Source organism: Mariniflexile sp. HNIBRBA6329 (genome assembly GCF_043558645.1).
Lineage (GTDB): Bacteria > Bacteroidota > Bacteroidia > Flavobacteriales > Flavobacteriaceae > Mariniflexile.
On the sequence record NZ_JBIFXS010000001.1, the window covers coordinates 460,340 to 479,815 of the forward strand.

Genomic DNA, 19,476 nt, shown 5'->3' on the forward strand with positions numbered 1-19,476 from the left:
AAATTAAGTTTATAAAAATGCTTAGCAAAGAAGAAGAAAAACAATATAGTAGACATCTTATTTTAGACGAAATTGGTAATGCTGGACAATTAAAATTAAAACAAGCCAAGGTTTTAATGGTTGGTGCTGGAGGTTTAGGTTGCCCCATACTACAATATTTAACAGCTGCCGGTGTTGGTACTATTGGAATTATAGACCTCGATTGTGTAGATCAAAGCAATTTACAGCGCCAAATTTTGTATACATATAATGATATTGGCAAGTATAAAGCTAAAGTTGCTGCAACCAGATTATCACAATTAAACCCATTTATAACTTTTAAAACGTATGTAGAACCACTTACCAAAGAAAATGCCATCAACATATTTAAAAACTTTGATGTTATAGTAGATGGAAGCGATAATTTCCCTACGCGCTATTTGGTTAACGATGCTGCAGTTTTAACAAATAAGCCCTTGGTTTTTGGTTCTATTTTTAAATTTGAAGGACAAGTTTCCGTGTTTAATTACAAAAATGGCCCCACATATAGATGCTTATTTCCAACCCCACCAAAATCAGCATCAGTTCCAAATTGCTCAGAAATTGGCGTACTAGGTGTTTTACCAGGCATCATTGGTGTACTTCAAGCAAACGAAGTTTTAAAAATAATTTGCGAGATGGGTACGGTTTTATCTGGAAAACTATTGGCATTTAATGCGCTTTCCTTACAACAAAGCCTGTTTAATTTTGAAAAAAATCCAGCTGTAAACATAACATCACTAGAAAAAAACTATAAAACTTTCTGTAGGGTTCTTAATTCAATTAATGAAATAACGTACAGCGACTACAAAAAACATCCCGAAAATTATAATTTATTAGATGTTAGAAACTTATTGGAACGTAAACACCATAATATTGGCGGTATTCATATTCCCTTAAATGAACTTTTAAATAAGTTAGATGAAATTCCTTTAAACAAACCCTTAATTGTGTATTGTAAATCTGGCATACGCAGTAAAAAAGCTATTGAGATATTAACAAATAATGCTATAAAAATAGATCTCATAAATTTAAAGGACGGCCTAATAAACAGTTCATTTTAATTTTATTGGTTTTTTTATGTTAGTTTCATTCTTACCTTTGGCTTTCTATGGCACAAACATTTCCAAAAAAAGAAAAACTAAAAAGCAAAAAGCTTATCGAGCAATTGTTTGCCACTGGGCAATCAGTTTCGGCGTTTCCTTTGCGTTTGGTTTTTTTACCTACTGCTTTTGATGATGGTGTTATAGCGAAAACAGGCGTTTCGGTTAGTAAACGCTATTTTAAAACCGCGGTAGACAGGAACCGTATAAAACGTTTGATGCGAGAGATTTACCGACTAAATAAAGCCACGTATTTTAACAACATTACAACACAATATGCGTTTATGATTTTGTACATTGGCAAAGATAAACCTACTTTAACCCAAGTTGAAACCCGAATGAACCACCTTTTTGAGAAGTTTTTAAACAAGGTTTCTGAAACTGAAAAATTAAATAGTGATGAACAAATTACTTAAAAAAAGAATTATAATTCCCGTTTTAGCGGGTGTTTTGTTTTTATCTACCACGGCTTTTAGAAACGATTTTTTTGAAATAGCGAAACAAATAGAAATATTCACCACGCTTTTTAAAGAACTCAACATGAATTATGTAGATGATACCAATCCGGGCGACCTAATGGATACCGCCATAAAAAGCATGTTGGAAAACCTAGATCCCTACACCAATTTTATGAACGAACAGGATGTAGAGGCTGCCAGAATTAACAATACGGGCGATTATACGGGTATTGGTGCCAAAGTAAAGACCCTAAAAGATAAATTGGTAATTGTAGAGCCTTATAAAAACTATCCAGCAGATAAGGCTGGTTTAAAAGCGGGCGACGAAATTATAAAAGTTGGGAACACCCTAATTGAAACCTACAAAGAAGATGCAGGCGAATTGCTAAAAGGCGCAACGGACACACCAGTAGAAGTAACCTATAAGCGCCAAGGAAAAACCCAAACCGCTACCATAAAACGTGCTGAAGTAGAGATAAAAGCAGTTCCGCACTTCTCTATGGTAAATAACAAAACCGGATATATTGTTTTAAGCCGCTTTAATGATAAAGCCTCGGCCGAAACCAATTACGCTTTACGTGATTTAAAAGCCCAAGGAGCCGAACGTATTATTTTAGATTTACGTGGCAACCCTGGTGGTTTACTTAACGAAGCCATAAATATTGTAAATCTGTTTATTCCAAAAGGGCAGTTGGTGGTTACCACAAAATCTAAGGTAAAAAAATACAATAAAACCTATTACACCCAAAACGATGCCATTGATACCCAAATACCTTTGGTTATTTTAATTGATGGTAGTAGTGCATCAGCAAGCGAAATTGTTTCAGGTGCGTTACAAGATTTAGACCGCGCCGTTATTGTTGGCTCTAGAAGTTTTGGTAAAGGTTTGGTACAGCGCCCTAAAGAACTGGTTTATGGTACTCAGGTAAAAATTACCATTTCGCGTTATTACACGCCTTCTGGTAGATGTATACAGGCGTTGGATTATTGGCACAGAAATGAAAAAGGGGAGGCTGTAAGGGTAAAACAGGAAAATTATAACGAGTTTAAAACCAAAAACGGAAGAAAAGTATTTGATGGTGGTGGCGTATTTCCTGATGTGAGTTTTAATGGTACAAAAAATTCTTCCATCATAGACGCCATTGTTAATAACGATTTAATTTTCAATTACGCTACCAATTACTATTATAGTCACGATGTGAAAGACATTAACACTTTACAGCTTAACGATACCGATTTTTCAAATTTTAAAAACTTTTTAAAGACCAATAATTTTTCTTTTGAAACGGAAACCGAAAAAGCCTTGAATAAAGCTTTTGAAGCCGCTAAAAATGATGATTTGGATGATAACATCAAAACAGATTTCAATACGCTTATTAGCAACTTAAACAAGTCTAAAACCACTGTTATAGACGAAAATAAAACGTATTTATTAGAGTTGCTAACTGAAGATATTGTAAAACGCTACGTATACCGAGAAGGTTTGTACGATTATTACAAAATACACGATAGTGAAATAAAAAAGGCAACCGAAATACTTGGAAATCAATCGACATATTTAAGCTACTTAAAATAAAAATTGTTGTTTTTCAACCTATTGGAATAACTGTTGAACCTAAAAAGTTCGCAGCATGAATCAAAATTCATTAAAAATAGTATATTTATATCCAGTTCAACTACCTACTTTATGAATAAACGGTTGGTTTTTTTATTAATATGGCTTCATTGTACACTGGTTTTTTCTCAAAAAGAACTAACACACGAAGTTTATTTTGATACCGATAAATTCGATATTATTCCAACAGAAGAAAGCCGTTTACTCCTTTTCATTTCAAACTTATCGGATATTGATATTGAATCCATTTCTATTTTTGGTTTTTGCGACGATATTGGTGCCGATTCCTATAATTTAAAACTTTCACAAAATCGTGCTAATGCCATTAAAACCGTTTTTTCAAATAATGAAATTAGCGAAGATTTAATAAGTAACGTAGATGGTAAAGGCAAAATTTTATTAAAAATAGTTGAAGAAAAAAATGTTATTAAAATAAGAGGTTTAAACCGAAAAGTTGAAATAATAGTAAAACCGAAACCTTCAAAAAAAATAGAAGCGAAAGAAGAAGTAACAAAAGAAAAAGTGGTTGAAGAACCAAAAAAGAAAACAACACCCGAGCTACTTAGCGGCGATCTTAAAGTTGGCGATAAAATAGTGTTTGAAAACATTTTATTTAAAACTGGTTATAGCCAAGTAATGCCCGAATCTAAAAAAATATTAGAGGAAATTGCAAAAGTTTTGGTAGAACGAAAGGATATTTATTTTACCATTCAGGGGCATGTATGTTGTACCCAAAACACAAGAGATGCAATTGATAGAAAAACAAAACTTCGCAACCTTTCTGAAGCACGCGCAGAATATATTTACGATTACTTTGCTAAAAAAGGGGTTGATAAAAAACGCATGCGCCATTTAGGGATGCGTCGAAAATTTCCACTTGGAGGCGATCCAAAATTTGATAGACGTGTAGAAATATTAATTACACATGTAGGTAAATAATATTTTTTAATAATAGCTTAATAAAATCACTTTTTAATCATTGCAATATGCGGAATATCATCTTCTAAATATTCATCACCAACTTCAATAAAACCACAGTTGTTATAAAAAGATTTTAAATGCGCTTGCGCGGAAATTTTTATTTTTTTCTCTTTAAAATGTGTTTCAATCGCCTCAATTGAAACCTTCATTATATCATACCCATATTTAAAAGCACGTTCTTTTTTTGCCACTACAACCCTACCTATACTGGCAAATTCAAAATAATCACCTGGCTTAAAAACGCGTGTATAAGCAATTATCTTTTCGTTTTTAAAACCTATAATATGAAGCGCTTTTTCATCTTTTCCATCAATATCTTGATATACACAATCTTGCTCAACTACAAAAACCTCACTTCTTAGTTGCAAAACTCTGTAAAGTTCTTGAAGGCTTAGTTCTGAAAAGGTTTTTACTTGAGTTTTCAACATTGTTTTAATGAATATATTATTAAGAATATGTTTCTATCTACAATATAAACAAATTAACAGATTCCTGCTTTCGCAAGAATCTTAATCTTGAACAATAATTTCTTTAGGATCGTTTTTATTGAATTCTGGTTGAATGGTTACATGGTTAATGTTGTACTTTTCATGTAAAACAGTTTCAATACTTCGCAATATCGTGTCAAATTCTGAAATAGAAACATCTTCTTTTAAATCTAAATGGGCTTCTAAATGCAATTCATAATCACTTAAATTCCAAATATGTACATGATGTAACTTTTTGACTTTTGGCAACGCATCAATAGTTTCAACCAAAGCTTGTATGTTTATGTTTTCTGGCGTGAATAACATAAGCATTTTAGTAGATGTTTTTAGTAAAAAATAACCCACCCAAATTAAATACAACGCAATTAAAAAAGTAAGCACACTATCTACCCAAAACATTTGATAGTATTTCATCAACAAGCCACCAATAAGTACCGCAACACTTGCTAACATATCGGTTAATAAATGTACGTAGGCAGATTTTACATTAATGTTATGTTCAGAATCCTTTTTTAACAACAATACGCTCAAACCATTAAAAATAATAGCTAAAAGTGCTAACCAAATAACTAAATTGGATTCTATTTCTTGTGGATTTTTAAAACGCTCTATAGCTTCTTTAATTAAAATTATTGCAACTATTATTAAAGTAGAAGCATTAACAAAAGCCGCTAAAATTTCAGCACGCTTATAGCCAAAGGTTTTATTTTCAGAAGCTTGCTTTTTGGAAATTTTAGAAGCTACATAACTTACTATTAAAGAAAGGACATCGCTAAAATTATGTAAGGCATCACTAAGTAATGATAAACTTCCAGAAATTAAACCACCTACTACTTGAGCTGCGGTAATAAATATGTTTAAAAGAATAGAAACCATAAGATTTTTATTCTTCTTATCATAATGATGTATATGATTATGGAAATGATGGTTATGCGCCATTTAGCAAGAAACCGGAATTTTATCTATACGCGTTTGATGCCTTCCACCTTCAAAATCTGTACTTAAAAAAACTTCAACCATTTCAATGGCTTGTTGTACTGCAGTAAATCGGGCTGGAATACATAAAATATTAGCATTATTATGGCTACGGATAAGGTTTACAATTTCTTTATTCCAAGCTAAACCTGCTCTAATTTTTTGGTGCTTATTTGCAGTCATAGCGACACCATTGGCACTACCACAAATTAAAATACCAAAGTCTACTTTTTTATTAGCAACTTCTTCAGCAACGGGGTGTACAAAATCAGCATAATCAACACTATCCATACTATCAGTGCCATAGTTATTAACAGTATAACCTTTTGATTCTAAGTACTTTAAAATAGCAAATTTATAATCAGTGCCCGCGTGGTCGTTTCCTATAGAAATTTTCATTTTATATATATTAATGTATACTTATACAAAGGTAGCAATTATAAACAATGTGTATTAGTATATTCATTACTTGTTAATAAGTGTTAATACTTTTTTAAAAGAAAAATATTGATATTCCATTTATTTTTCCAATCAAAAACTGAAAGATGATAACCAAAAATTTAACTCACTTTTTTTAGCTAAGTTTTAAGCTTTCAAAAGGACATATATAAACATCAATTTTAAAATATTTTTCAAAAATTAACAGTGTTTTTTAGTTGTTAACAACTGTTCATATAAAATTTAAATGAGTTAAAAATGAACCTTTTAAATTAATATAACATGTTAATTAAGTTTTAATAGAATGTAAATTAATTGTAATCAAAATTAAATTTAAAAAAGTTATACCGTTATTAACAAGCAATCATAATCATCATTTAATTTTTTAAATTTTAAAAAGAAAATAATAGTATTATATATAATGTGGATAAGTACATTTTAACATATGATAACATTAAAAAAATACGATTTAATATATTAATTGTAGCTTTGTATAAAATAAATAGCAAACCTTCTCCTAAAATAACGCTATTTAATAACAGAATTTCCAGTATCTTAGGAAACGACTATGAATTACAAATATTAAATGACAAGAAAGAAAAAAGGGAAATCCAAAAAAGGTATTTCCAACCTTACAAATACTATTTTAAGTATTTTAAAAAAAGATAGAAACCAAAGTTTTAACTACAAACAAATTGCTGCTAAATTAGATGTGAACGATGCCAGTAGCAGAAATCAAATTATAAAAAAATTAGCGGAACTTGCTGTAAAAAAGGAAATTGAAGAAGTAGAACGCGGCAAGTTTAAAGCAGTAATTACTACCGAATACCATATTGGAATTTTAGATTTATCTGGAAAAGGAACCGGTTATATTATTAGTGAAGATTTTGATGATGATGTATTTATAGCATCAAACAATATAAATAAGGCCTTAAATGGTGATGAAGTAGAGTTTTACGTTTATAAACGTCGCCATCGTGGTAAGTTAGAAGGCGAAATTACCCAAGTTTTAAAACGTGAAAAAAGCGAATACGTTGGTACCATTCAAATTCATGAGAAAAAGAATTTTGCCTTTGTAGTAGCCGATAGCAATAAAATGTACAAAGATATTTTTGTACCTATCAATAAAATAAATAAGTCTGAAGATGGTGATAAAGTATTGGTAAAACTTGAAGATTGGCCAGAAAAAGCCGATTCTCCTTATGGAAAAGTGATTCAAGTTCTTGGAAAACCAGGAGATCATAATACCGAAATCCATTCTATTTTAGCTGAATATGGATTGCCTCACGAATTTCCTCATGAAGTTGAAGAATTTGCTAATAAAATAGATACTTCAATTACTAAAGATGAAATTGCTAAACGTCGTGATATGCGTCAAGATTTAACCTTTACCATCGACCCAAAAGATGCAAAGGATTTTGACGATGCACTTTCTTTTAAAATATTAAAAAAAGGTTTGTATGAAATTGGTATTCATATTGCCGATGTATCGCATTATCTACAAGAAGGTACTGTGTTGGATGATGAAGCTTACGAGCGTGCTACATCCATTTATTTGGTAGATAGGGTAGTACCTATGCTTCCAGAGGTATTATCGAATAACGCTTGTTCTTTACGTCCGCATGAAGAGAAATTAACCTTTTCCGCAGTGTTTCAAATGAATGATAAATGTGAGATTAAGAATGAATGGTATGGCAGAACGGTAACGTATAGTGATGCGCGTTTTGCTTATGAAGAAGCACAGGCCATTATCGAAAATAATGTTGGTCTTGTCATTCCTGCGAAAGCAGGAATCCATAATTTAAACGAAATTAACATTGAAATTCCTCAAGAAGTTTCTCTAACCGGAAAATCATATAATACCCAACCGGAAATAGCCCAAGCCATTATAAAAATGGATGAGCTAGCAAAAAAAATGCGTGCAAAACGAATGATTTCTGGCGCTATTTCGTTTGATAAAGTTGAAGTAAAGTTCGATTTAGACGAAAATGCAAACCCTGTAGGCGTGTTTTTTAAAACTAGTAAAGATGCCAATAAACTTATTGAAGAATTTATGTTATTGGCAAACCGAAAAGTATCGGAATTTGTTGGTAAAAAAGACCCTAAAAAGACCTTTGTTTACAGAATTCACGATGAACCAGACGATAGTAAACTTGCTAATTTACAAGGGATTGTTGCAAAATTTGGTTATAAATTAAATTTTAAAGACCGTAAAACAACATCGGCTTCGCTTAATTTTTTACTAAAGGAAGTAAATGGTAAAAAGGAACAAAATTTAGTAGATACTTTAGCAATTCGAAGTATGAGTAAAGCGGAATATTCTACCCATAACATAGGTCATTATGGATTAGCGTTCGATTATTACAGTCATTTTACATCGCCTATTCGTCGTTATCCCGATGTGATGGCACATCGCTTGTTGCAGCATTATATAGATGGTGGAAAATCAGCTAATGAAGATATTTACGAAGAAAAGTGCAACCATTCCAGTAACATGGAAAATTTGGCCACCAAAGCAGAACGTGATTCTATAAAATATATGCAGATTAAATTCATGCAAGATCATAAAGATGAAGATTTTGTAGGTGTTATTTCAGGGGTTACCGATTGGGGCATTTATGTTGAAATTATTTCGAATAAGTGTGAAGGTATGGTTAGCGTTCGCGATATGAAAGACGATCATTACGCATTCGATCAAGAACAGTATGCTATGGTAGGTAGAAATAATAAAATTATGTACCAATTGGGAGATGAGGTTATTGTAAAAGTTAAAAACACCGATTTAGTTAAAAAGCATCTGGATTTCAACTTAATAGGAAAAAACGAATAATTTAACCTGCAAGGTTTCTAAAACCTTGTAGGTTTAAATAGAAAAATGTTTACTAATTAAAAGTTAACAACGGAATAATTATTGATTATTTCCGTTCATATAAAAAATCATTTAAAAATAATATGAAACGTTTAATCTTATTAATTACTATTTTAATATCTGGAGCATCTATTGCCCAAAAGTCAATTGAAAAAAATATTGGAGACTTTAAAGAACTCAAAGTTTATGATTTAATAGAAGTTGAATTGGTAAAATCCAACGAAAACAAAGCCATTATTACAGGAAACAACATACAAGATGTGGTAATAAACAATAAAAATGGTACCCTTAAAATAAAGATGAATATTGGAAAAATATTTGATGGCAACAATACCAAAGTTATGTTACATTATACGTCTTTAGATATTATTGATGTTAATGAAGGTTCTATTGTATCCGGAAAAGATAGTATTAAGCAATTTGAAATAGATTTAAGAGCACAAGAAGGTGGTAGTATAGAAATTCCTTTAGAGGTTAGTTATGCTATTGTAAAAGCTGTGACAGGTGGAAAAATAAAAACATCTGGTCATTCAAAATCTCAAAAAGTATCACTTTTAACAGGAGGAATATATGATGGAGAAATGCTTGAAACCGATAAAACAGAAGTATCTATAAATGCAGCTGGTGAAGCGCGAGTAAAAGCATCAAAACAAGTAGATGCAAAAGTACGAGCAGGAGGTGATATTTATATTTATGGTAAACCAGAAATTATAAATGAAACTACGGTTTTGGGTGGTAGAGTGAAAAAAATGGAATAATTATTATTATAGCATGTTTTTAAAAAGCAATACTTAGGTGTTGCTTTTTTTGTTTTTGAAAGTATCTATACGATTACCTATACAAAAACAATTTTCTCTTTAAATTTTAGTACTTTAGTATTACTATAAATATTTACTTGATTTAATGCCAATTAAACAACTACCAATATTGTTCATATTCTTTTTTTGCACTTTGGTTAATGGGCAAGAGCATCCGCCCATACAAACATTTATGCCAAATGAATACGGTGCAGAGAATCAGAATTGGTCCATTTCACAATCTAAAGAAAAGCATATTTATGTAGCTAATAATAAAGGCTTATTGGTATTTAATGGTGCTAAATGGGTACTATACAACTCACCAAACCAAACCATTGTTAGATCTGTTAATGTTATTGATGAATTAGTTTATACAGGTTGTTATAGAGAGTTTGGTTTTTGGGAAAAGAATAATTTAGGAATTTTAAATTATACGTCTCTATCATCAAAACTAAAAATATCATTTTTAGAAGATGAAGAAATTTGGAACATCATTCATGTTGATGACTTTATTCTGTTTCAATCACTAAAGCGCATTTATGTTTACAACAAAAGAGATGGTACATGTTCTATTATAAGCTCCAACACGATTCTTTATAAAGTATTTAAAATTAATGAAGGTGTTTATTTTCAAAAAACCAAAGAAGGTGTTTTCGAAATTGTTAATGGTAAAGTACGTTTAGTAAGCAACCACCCTATTTTAAAAGAAAATTTACTGGTTAATATTTTCAACCATCAAGGTAATTTACTATTTCAAACGGAAGATAATGGATTTTACATTTTTAAGTATGATACACTTATAAAATGGGATATTTCAGCAAATGAAGTTCTTTTAAAGGATAGAATTTATAGCAGTATTCAATTGAAGGACCATAGTTTTATTCTTGGAACTATTTCAAATGGCATTTTACATGTAACTTCAGATGGCGATATTGAACATCACATCAATCAAAATAATGGATTAAGTAATAATACGGTGCTTTCGGTTTTTGAAGATGGGGATAATAATGTATGGTTAGGTTTAGAAAACGGTATTAATTGTATTAACCTTAGTTCACCATTTACAATTTATAATGGAGAAAAAGGTAAAATAGGTTCGGTAAATACCTCCATTTTATTCAATAATTATTTATATATAGGAACCAATCAAGGCTTATTTTATAAAGAAATAAATTCTAATAATCAATTTAAATTAGTACCAGGTACTCAAGGCGCAGTTTGGTGTTTAACTAGTATAGACAACACACTTTTTTGTGGAAATAATTCTGGAACTTTTATAATCAATGGTGAACAGGCACAGTTTATTTCAGACATACAGGGTACATGGAACATAAAAACCATATCAAAAGATGATAAACTACTGCTTCAAGGTAACTATAATGGTTTAAATATTCTTGAGAACAAACAAGGACAATGGGTGTTTAGAAATAAAATTGAAGGTTTTGATACTTCCAGTCGCTATTTTGAAATACTTAATGGCACAGATGTGTTTGTTAGCCATGAATATAAAGGTGTTTTTAAAGTAAAGTTAGATACTAATTATACAAAAGCTATCTCTGTTTTGAAGGACACTTCAGTGGCTCAAGGTCTTAAAACAAGCTTAATTAAGTATCATAACCAATTATTATACACACAAAAAGACGGTGTTTTTAAGTATGATGAAATAAAAAACAGGTTTGTAAAAGATTCAATTTTAAGTGGATTGTTTCTAAAAGAACAATTTACTTCAGGTAAATTAGTATTCATTAAAGAAACCAACACACTTTGGTCTTTTTCGTTACATGATATTAGTTATTTTGCACCTTTTAAACTTAGTAATAGTTATAAAATAAATAAAATCCCATTACCAAGTTCCTTAAGAAATGATGTCTCAGGTTATGAAAATGTATCGTATATAAACAATAATAAATACCTGTATGGAAATACATTAGGGTATATAATAATAGATTTAGATAAACTTAATAAAAAACCACATAAAGTAAATGTAGATCTAATTTCTAAAGGTTATTATAAAAATAACAGCTTTAAAACTGAATTTTTAGATCCTTCAACAAAAGGTCTTTTTAAGAATAACGAAAACAATTTAGAGTTTAATTTTAGCGTACCAGAATACAATAAATATTTAGAAGCCGAATACCAATATAAGTTAGAAGGCATCTATGATTTTTGGAGCAATTGGTCAACCCAATCCAATGCATTATTTGAAAATTTACCATTTGGTGAATATACATTTTATGTAAAATCCAGAATAGGTAATGAAGTTTCAGAAAATATAGAAAGCTATAGCTTTAAAATAGATCCACCTTGGTATTTAACCAAAGTTATGTTTGGAATCTATTTTATTTTGGTGGCATTATTTTCTTTGTTTATGCATACCGCTTATAAGCGCTATTATAGAAAGCAACGTGAAAAATTGCTTTACAAAACACAGCGCGATTTAGAATTGAAAGAATTAGAGAATAAGCAACAATTGATGCATTTTAATAATGAAAATTTAAAACAGGATATTGATAACAAAAACAGAGAGTTGGCTATATCTACTATGAGCTTAATTAAGAAAAATGAATTCTTAAATACCATTAAGAGTGAACTGCAAAAAGCCCAAGACCAGAAAAGTTTAAAAAGTGTTATAAAAATTATTGATAAAAATTTAAATAATACAGACGATTGGCATGCTTTTGAAGAAGCCTTTAATAATGCAGATCAAGATTTCCTTAAAAAGATAAAATCTGAACACCCTTCACTTACTTCTAACGATTTAAGACTTTGCGCCTACCTTCGTTTAAATCTTTCTTCAAAAGAAATTGCACCACTACTTAATATTTCATCTAGAAGTGTAGAGGTAAAACGCTATAGATTGCGAAAAAAAATGGATTTACCCCATGAATCGAGTTTAACAGATTATATTTTAGAAATCTAACTACACTACAACACTTCATTTTACCTATACAACACCACAACATTGAGGCTTTTTCGTTGTATGTTATTTTAAATTATAAAGTGAATTACATATTAAATCCGCTATGAATTTAAGATTATCATAAATAAAAGCAGTTTTTTTTGAATTGTATGTTTTTTGTATAGGCTTAATATTAGAATTCAATAATATATATAGCTAGTTTTACTTAAACTAAAATTAAACTAAATTAATATGAGACAAACCTTTTTTAAAATTCTTTGCTTTTTCTTTTTTGCATACTCAGGTGCGCAAAATTTTGATATTAGCGGAACTGTCCAAGACAATACAGGATTTCCAATTGCTGGAGTTAATGTACTTGTTAAAAGCACTACTAAAGGAGCTGTAACCGATTTTGATGGTAATTTTACAATTACTGATGTAAAAAAAGGATCTACGCTCACATTCAGTTACATTGGTTATGTAACTAAAGAAATAGTTGTGACAAATAGTACGAAGTTATCTATTCAACTTGAAGAAGATTTAGCAAAACTGGATGAAATAGTTGTTATAGGTTATGGTACACAAACTAAAAAAGAAATTACAGGAGCAGTAAGCGTTGTTGGCGCAGAAACTATCGATGCACTTAAGCCAACACGTATAGAACAAGCTTTACAAGGTCAAGTAGCAGGGGTTAATATTACCACACAATCTGGTACTCCTGGTGGTGGTTCTACAATTAGTATTAGAGGTGTTTCTACCAATGGAGATAGCCGCCCTTTAATATTGGTGGATGGCAATGTTATTGAAGACCTTAGTGTTATTAACCCAAACGACATTGAAAGCATGAACATACTTAAAGATGCCACTGCAGGTATCTATGGGGTTAGGGCTGCTAATGGGGTTATACTTATTACGACTAAAACTGGACGTAAACAGATGCCATTAACAGTTGAGTATAACGCATACGGAGGTTTCCAGCAAACCACTCGAAAAATACCTGTTTTAAACGCTACCGAATATGCCTTATTGGCTAATGAAGCATCAGTTGCTGGAGGGGGGGCATTACTATACACAGATGTTTCTTCATTAGGTGCAGGAACCGATTGGCAAGACCAAGTTTTTAAAAATGCGTTTATTATGAATCATAATATACTTTTTAAAGGTGGTGGTAAAAAATCTTCTTATTCTTATAGTGGGTCTTTTTTAACGCAAGATGGTATTGTAGGAGGAGCTGATTCAAATTTCACACGTTTTACAAATAATGCCAGTTATAATTTAGATTTTTTTGAAAATTTTAAATTCACATCAGGGCTTACTTTAATGCGCACCAATAAAAATAATCTTCCAGAAAACTCTAATGCTTCGGTGCTTTTTAATGCCTTAAATATGGCACCTACTTTTTCTATAATAGATGAAAACGGCAATTACACAAAAGCAGAAGGTTTAGGCGCGGAAGTTATTAACCCATTAGCTCAAATAGATGATACCTATGATAGAGGTAAGGTTCTGAAACTAAGTGGAAATGCAGGATTATCATACAACTTCTTAGATCATTTTACAGCACAATCCAATATACAGTTTAATTACGCTGAGGTAAGTTCCCATGTTTTTAACCCTATTGCAAATTTTGGTAGCGGAAAAGTTTTTAATGTGGATAGAAGTAGTGTATTTGAAGGTTTAAATTACTTCAGAGATTATACGTTTGACGCTTTTGTTAAATATGAAAATAAAATTAACGACATTCATAATATCAATGTGCTTTTAGGAACATCCGTTTTTAAAACAACAGGTGAATTTACAGGAGCAACAGGTTATGATATTATTAATAATAGTTACGAAAATGCCAATTTAGATCAAGCTTCAGATATTGAAAACATAAACAGATTTACTGGTAGAAATGCCATTTTTGATTCCAGATTACTATCCTATTTTACAAGATTACAGTACGATTATAAAGGCAAATATTTACTTTCAGCGGTAGTAAGACGTGATGGTTCTACCAAATTTGGGCCTAATAATAGGTTTGGTATTTTCCCTTCAGCATCTGTTGGTTGGGTAGCTTCCGATGAAGAATTTCTTAAAGATAGCAACGTTTTTAATCTATTAAAATTGAGAGCTTCTTATGGTATTCTTGGTAATGATAGAATAGGTGATTACAGATATATTTCACTATTAAGTAGAGGAAGCAATTATTATTTCAACAATATTGAAACCATTGGAACAGCAAGTGGAGGCATTGCAAACCCTGAAATTAAATGGGAAAAGCAAAAAACGTTGGATATAGGTTTAGATATGAGGTTGTTGAACAACAAAATAGATATCACAACCGATTATTTTAAAAGAAGAACAGAAGATTTATTAGTAGCTCCAGAAGTATCAGGCTTATTAGGAGTAGGTGGTTCACCTTTTGTAAATGGTGGTGTAGTAGAAAATACAGGACTTGAATTTGCAATTGGTTATTCAGATAGATTTTCGGATGATTTTAAGTTTAGCATCAGGTATAATGTTACCTATATTAAAAACGAAGTTATCTCCGTAAATACAAATACAGGGGTTTTGATAGGTGGTTCGTTTGGCATCGGTCAACCCGCACCATCAAGAATGGAAGCAGGTTTTCCAATAGGATATTTTTATGGTTACCAAACAGCAGGGGTTTTTCAAAATCAAGCTGAAATTGACGCTTCAGCAGTTGGGGATATTGCACCACAACCAGGCGATTTAAAGTTTGTTGATCAAAATTTAGATGGCGTTATAAACTTAGATGATAAAGTTGATATTGGTAACCCACTACCTGATGCAACTATGGGTTTAAATCTTTCGTTAGATTATAAAAACTTCGATTTTGCAGCTTATGCTTTTGCATCTGTAGGGAACGATATTGTTCGTAATTACGAAAATAATAATATTTTAACCAATAGCACAATCTATCGTTTAAACCGTTGGTCTGGTGAAGGCTCAACAAATTCATCACCAAGGGTAACAGGAGGTGCAACATCTAATACATTATTTTCAGATTACTATGTAGAAGATGGTTCTTTTATACGTCTTCAAAATGTACAGTTAGGATACACATTTTCAGATAAAGTTCTAGAGAGTTTAAAAATTAGCAAATTACGTTTGTATGTTTCTGGAAGTAATTTATTAACACTAACCAAATATACTGGTTTCGACCCTACGGCTTCTTCCGGAGCTCCATTAGGTGGTGGTATAGATCAAGGTTTCTATCCAAGTGCCAAAACATTTTTATTAGGGCTAAACGTAAAATTTTAATTAGAAATTATGAAAAATATAAAAATAAAAAGTAGTCTTTTTTTATTGGTATTTGTAACGTTGTTTTCATGTGCAGACGATTTTATAGATGTTAAATCTCAAGACGAAAATTCAGAAGACTTTTTCAATACAGAAGCAGATTATCAATCGGCATTAGTTGCTGCTTATGATATGTTACAAGCAACTGCAGAACAGTTTCAAACGGCCGAAATCGCTTCAGATAACACCTTGTGTGGTGGGCAAGATGCTAATGATACTCCTGGAAAACAGGAAATTGATGACATGATTCATACACCAATAAACGCACAGTTAAGAAATATTTGGACATGGATGTACACAGGAGTTAACCGTGCTAATTATATTATGGAATTTCAAGACAAAATAGATTTTCCTAATAAAACAAGTGTTATTGCTCAAGCTCGTTTTTTAAGAGCATTTTATTATGCAGAATTGGTAAAATGGTTTGGCGATGTACCATTAGCTATAGATAAAAGAATTCAATTTGGCGATCAGTTTAGTATTGACAGAACACCAAAAGAAGATGTTTATGCATTAATAGAGCAAGATTTAATTTTTGCAGCAGCCAATTTGCCATATGTTCAAAATGAAACAGGAAGAATTACCAAAGGAGCTGCTCAAGCACTATTGGGCAAAGCGTATTTGTATCAAGGCAAATTTCCAGAGGCAGCAACAGTATTAGAAGATTTAATTGCTAATGGGCCTTATGATTTGTTGTCTTCAGCTGAAGCAAAAAACATGTTTGAAAATGACTATGAAAACAATATAGAATCTGTTTTTGAAATACAATATTCTGATAATAAAGGCGGAAGCTATGATTGTTTTTATTGTCTTGATGGAAATTATGCCGTAGGATTTAATGGCATAAGAAGTTATGATGGTCCACTTTACGATTTTGGATACAGCTTTAATGTACCTGTTCAAGATGCTGTTGATGCGTTTGAACCAGGAGATATCCGTTTGGAGTATTCTATACTGGATATTGCTAAATGGGCAGAAGAAACGGGTGCTACATACACAGAAGGGTATGAGCATACAGGCTATTATAATTTAAAATATATAGCCCGTAAAGGCGATTTAAACCTACCAGATGCGGCGCTTACAAACCCAAATAACTTTCGTGTCATTCGCTTTGCAGATGTGTTGCTAATGGCAGCAGAAGCTTTAAATAGAGGTAGTATTAGTGATGATAGAGCAAGAATTTATTTAAATAGGGTAAGAAAACGTGCTTTTAATGATGAATTGCATAATGTAACAACTTCAGGAGCAAACTTAACCAATGATATTTATAAAGAACGTCGTGTAGAATTTGTTGGTGAAGGGCTTCGTTTCTTCGATTTAGTTCGAACAGGTAAGGCCGTAGGGACCATTCCTGATTTTCAATCAAATAAACATGAACTTTTTCCAATTCCTATTCAAGAAATAGAATTGTCTGGAAATAGATGGTCGCAAAACCCAGGATACACAAACTAAAAACTTATAATTATGAAAAAAATTAAATATATATTAATTAATTGTCTGGCATTATTAATACTTTTTAGTTGTAATAAAGAGGATGATAATTTCGATTATTTGGATAGTCTTGCAGCACCAGCAAATGTGTCTGCCTCATTTCAAATAACCCAAGATAATACAGGGTTAGTAACCATAACACCTAATGCAGAAGGCGCGGTTTCCTATAATATAACTTATGGTGACGGTACCGCGGAATCGGTAGTAGTTAAACAAGGAGCAAATACACAGCATGTTTATGCTGAAGGTTCTTATACGGTAAAAATAGAAGCTACTGGTATTACTGGACTAAAAAGTGAGGTGGAAAAGGAACTTATGGTGTCGTTTAGAGCACCAGAAAATTTGGAAATAAATGCAGAAATAGATAGTTCTAACCCATTTGTGTTAAATGTGTCTGCTACTGCAGATTATGCAACCTATTTCCTTGTGTATTTTGATACATCCAATCCAGATGAAGAACCTACACATTTAGATAGCGGCGCATCGGTTAGTTTTCAATACCCAGTAGTTGGCGATTATACCATTAAAGTGGTTGCTTTAAGCGGAGGTGTAGCAACTACAGAAAAAACAGAAGTCATAACCATTGCTAAACCAACGGAATTACCAATTGATTTCGAAATTTTTGACTCAAGTGTGTTTATTGGGTTTGGTGGTGCATCAGCAGCTGTTGTAGATAATCCAGATACTAAGGGAAACACTTCTGCTAAAGTTGGTAAAATAGTAAAAGGAGGTCCAGAAACTTGGGCAGGAAACGTTATTACTACATCAGCACCTATCGATTTTTCTACTAAGAAATTCATTAAAATGAAGGTTTGGTCTCCAAGAGCTGGTGGAAAAATGATATTGAAATTAGAGAATTTAACCGACGGTAATATCAACAAAGAAGTTGAAGTTACAACTGTAGGAAACGGAGCTTGGGAAGAGGTAGTATTTGATTTTAGTACGATTGATGTAAGTAAAACATATCAAAAACTTGTAATGTTTTTTGATATTGGAACTATTGGAACTGGAGGCGCAAACTGGACATTCTATATTGATGACATTAAACAAGTTGCTAGTGCATCTGGAGCATTTTCTAAATTAACAGTAGAAGATTTTAACGGTACTGCGCCAGCAGGAGGCGCTTTTGGTAATGCAGGTTATGGCGTTGTTACTTTAAATGATTTACCTTCTGGTTTAGGGGTTGTTACCAATGGTGTGGGAAAATTTGATAAAGCATTAGGCGCTGAAACTTGGGCTGGATTGTTTTTCAGCACCACGACATTGGATTTAGATACTTACAGTAAAATAAGCATAAAAACTTGGTCACCAAAATCAGGCGCTGTGGTAAAACTAAAAATAGAGAATGCAGATGCAAGTATCACTCATGAAGTAGATATGAACACTACTGTAACAAATGCCTGGGAAGAAATAGTGTATGACTTTAGTGGAGCCCCAGCAGCTAACTATGTAAAAATTGTGTTATTCTTTGACTTTAATGTAGCAGGTGATGGTTCAGTATATTATTTTGACGATGTTCAGCTAAGAAATACTGGAACTTCACCAACTTTATTTGAAGGTTATGAAGGTGTTTTACCTCAAGGAGGCGCTTTTGGAAATGCAGATTATGGCGTTGTTACTCTAGACGATCTACCTTCTGGATTAGGAAATGTTACTGCTCATGTGGGTAAATTTGATAAAAAGGTAGGTGCTGAAACTTGGGCTGGATTGTTTTTTAGCACAACTACACTAGACCTAGATACTTACAATAAAATAAGTATAAAAACCTGGTCACCCAAAGCAGGCGTTGTTGTAAAGCTAAAATTAGAAAATGCCGACGCAAGTATCACACATGAAGTAGATATGAACACTACTGTAGCAAATTCATGGGAAGAAATAGTGTACGACTTTAGTGCAGCTCCAGCAGCTAACTATGTAAAAGTTGTATTATTCTTTGACTTTAATGTAGCAGGTGATGGATCAGTATATTACTTTGACGATCTAACACTTACTGATTAATTAAATATGAAAAGGATTTAAATATAAAATAAGACAA

General features: G+C 31.8%; 13 protein-coding genes. 10 read left to right on the plus strand and 3 right to left on the minus strand.

Going from position 1 to position 19,476, the window contains the following annotated elements:
- The first annotated feature begins 17 nt into the window (after positions 1-17).
- The 4 genes from moeB (at position 18) to ACGK9U_RS01890 (ending at position 4,133) form a co-directional block, all read left to right on the plus strand.
- Positions 18-1,082 (plus strand): molybdopterin-synthase adenylyltransferase MoeB, encoded by a 1,065-nt coding sequence (gene moeB, locus ACGK9U_RS01875; RefSeq protein WP_394464661.1) that lies wholly within the window; start codon positions 18-20, stop codon positions 1,080-1,082.
- Between the two features lie 47 nt (positions 1,083-1,129).
- Positions 1,130-1,537, plus strand: a complete 408-nt coding sequence (gene rnpA / locus ACGK9U_RS01880) for a ribonuclease P protein component (protein WP_394464662.1) — start codon at positions 1,130-1,132, stop codon at positions 1,535-1,537.
- Positions 1,521-3,155 carry a S41 family peptidase gene (locus ACGK9U_RS01885; RefSeq protein ID WP_394464663.1) on the plus strand — a complete coding sequence of 545 codons (1,635 nt, stop codon included), beginning with the start codon at positions 1,521-1,523 and terminating at the stop codon, positions 3,153-3,155. The genes rnpA and ACGK9U_RS01885 overlap by 17 nt, the downstream gene beginning before the upstream one ends.
- Before the next feature lie 111 nt (positions 3,156-3,266).
- Positions 3,267-4,133, plus strand: coding sequence for an OmpA family protein (locus ACGK9U_RS01890; RefSeq protein WP_394464664.1), 867 nt, complete (start codon positions 3,267-3,269; stop codon positions 4,131-4,133).
- 26 nt (positions 4,134-4,159) lie between these two features.
- On the opposite strand, the gene ACGK9U_RS01895 is transcribed toward ACGK9U_RS01890, so the two are convergent.
- The 3 genes from ACGK9U_RS01895 to ACGK9U_RS01905 all read right to left on the minus strand — a co-directional run bounded on the left by ACGK9U_RS01895 (position 4,160) and on the right by ACGK9U_RS01905 (position 6,037).
- Positions 4,160-4,603, minus strand: coding sequence for a GNAT family N-acetyltransferase (locus ACGK9U_RS01895; RefSeq protein WP_394464665.1), 444 nt, complete (start codon positions 4,601-4,603; stop codon positions 4,160-4,162).
- A gap of 81 nt (positions 4,604-4,684) precedes the next feature.
- Entirely contained in the window at positions 4,685-5,602 is a 918-nt protein-coding gene (locus ACGK9U_RS01900; RefSeq protein ID WP_394464666.1) for a cation diffusion facilitator family transporter, read from the minus strand.
- Positions 5,603-6,037: an RpiB/LacA/LacB family sugar-phosphate isomerase gene (locus ACGK9U_RS01905; RefSeq protein WP_394464667.1), complete on the minus strand. Its 435-nt coding sequence runs from the start codon at positions 6,035-6,037 to the stop codon at positions 5,603-5,605.
- A gap of 625 nt (positions 6,038-6,662) precedes the next feature.
- Here ACGK9U_RS01905 and ACGK9U_RS01910 point away from each other — a divergent pair.
- The 6 genes from ACGK9U_RS01910 (at position 6,663) to ACGK9U_RS01935 (ending at position 19,439) form a co-directional block, all read left to right on the plus strand.
- Entirely contained in the window at positions 6,663-8,906 is a 2,244-nt protein-coding gene (locus ACGK9U_RS01910) for a ribonuclease R family protein (RefSeq protein ID WP_394464668.1), read from the plus strand.
- 122 nt (positions 8,907-9,028) lie between these two features.
- Positions 9,029-9,703 (plus strand): head GIN domain-containing protein, encoded by a 675-nt coding sequence (locus ACGK9U_RS01915; RefSeq protein WP_394464669.1) that lies wholly within the window; start codon positions 9,029-9,031, stop codon positions 9,701-9,703.
- 169 nt (positions 9,704-9,872) lie between these two features.
- Positions 9,873-12,662 carry a triple tyrosine motif-containing protein gene (locus ACGK9U_RS01920; protein WP_394464670.1) on the plus strand — a complete coding sequence of 930 codons (2,790 nt, stop codon included), beginning with the start codon at positions 9,873-9,875 and terminating at the stop codon, positions 12,660-12,662.
- 231 nt (positions 12,663-12,893) lie between these two features.
- Positions 12,894-15,911 carry a SusC/RagA family TonB-linked outer membrane protein gene (locus ACGK9U_RS01925; RefSeq protein WP_394464672.1) on the plus strand — a complete coding sequence of 1,006 codons (3,018 nt, stop codon included), beginning with the start codon at positions 12,894-12,896 and terminating at the stop codon, positions 15,909-15,911.
- A 9-nt stretch (positions 15,912-15,920) separates the two neighbouring features.
- Entirely contained in the window at positions 15,921-17,402 is a 1,482-nt protein-coding gene (locus ACGK9U_RS01930) for a RagB/SusD family nutrient uptake outer membrane protein (RefSeq protein WP_394464673.1), read from the plus strand.
- A 12-nt stretch (positions 17,403-17,414) separates the two neighbouring features.
- Complete coding sequence (locus tag ACGK9U_RS01935) at positions 17,415-19,439, plus strand: hypothetical protein (RefSeq protein WP_394464674.1); 2,025 nt, start codon at positions 17,415-17,417, stop codon at positions 19,437-19,439.
- The last annotated feature ends 37 nt before the right edge of the window (positions 19,440-19,476 follow it).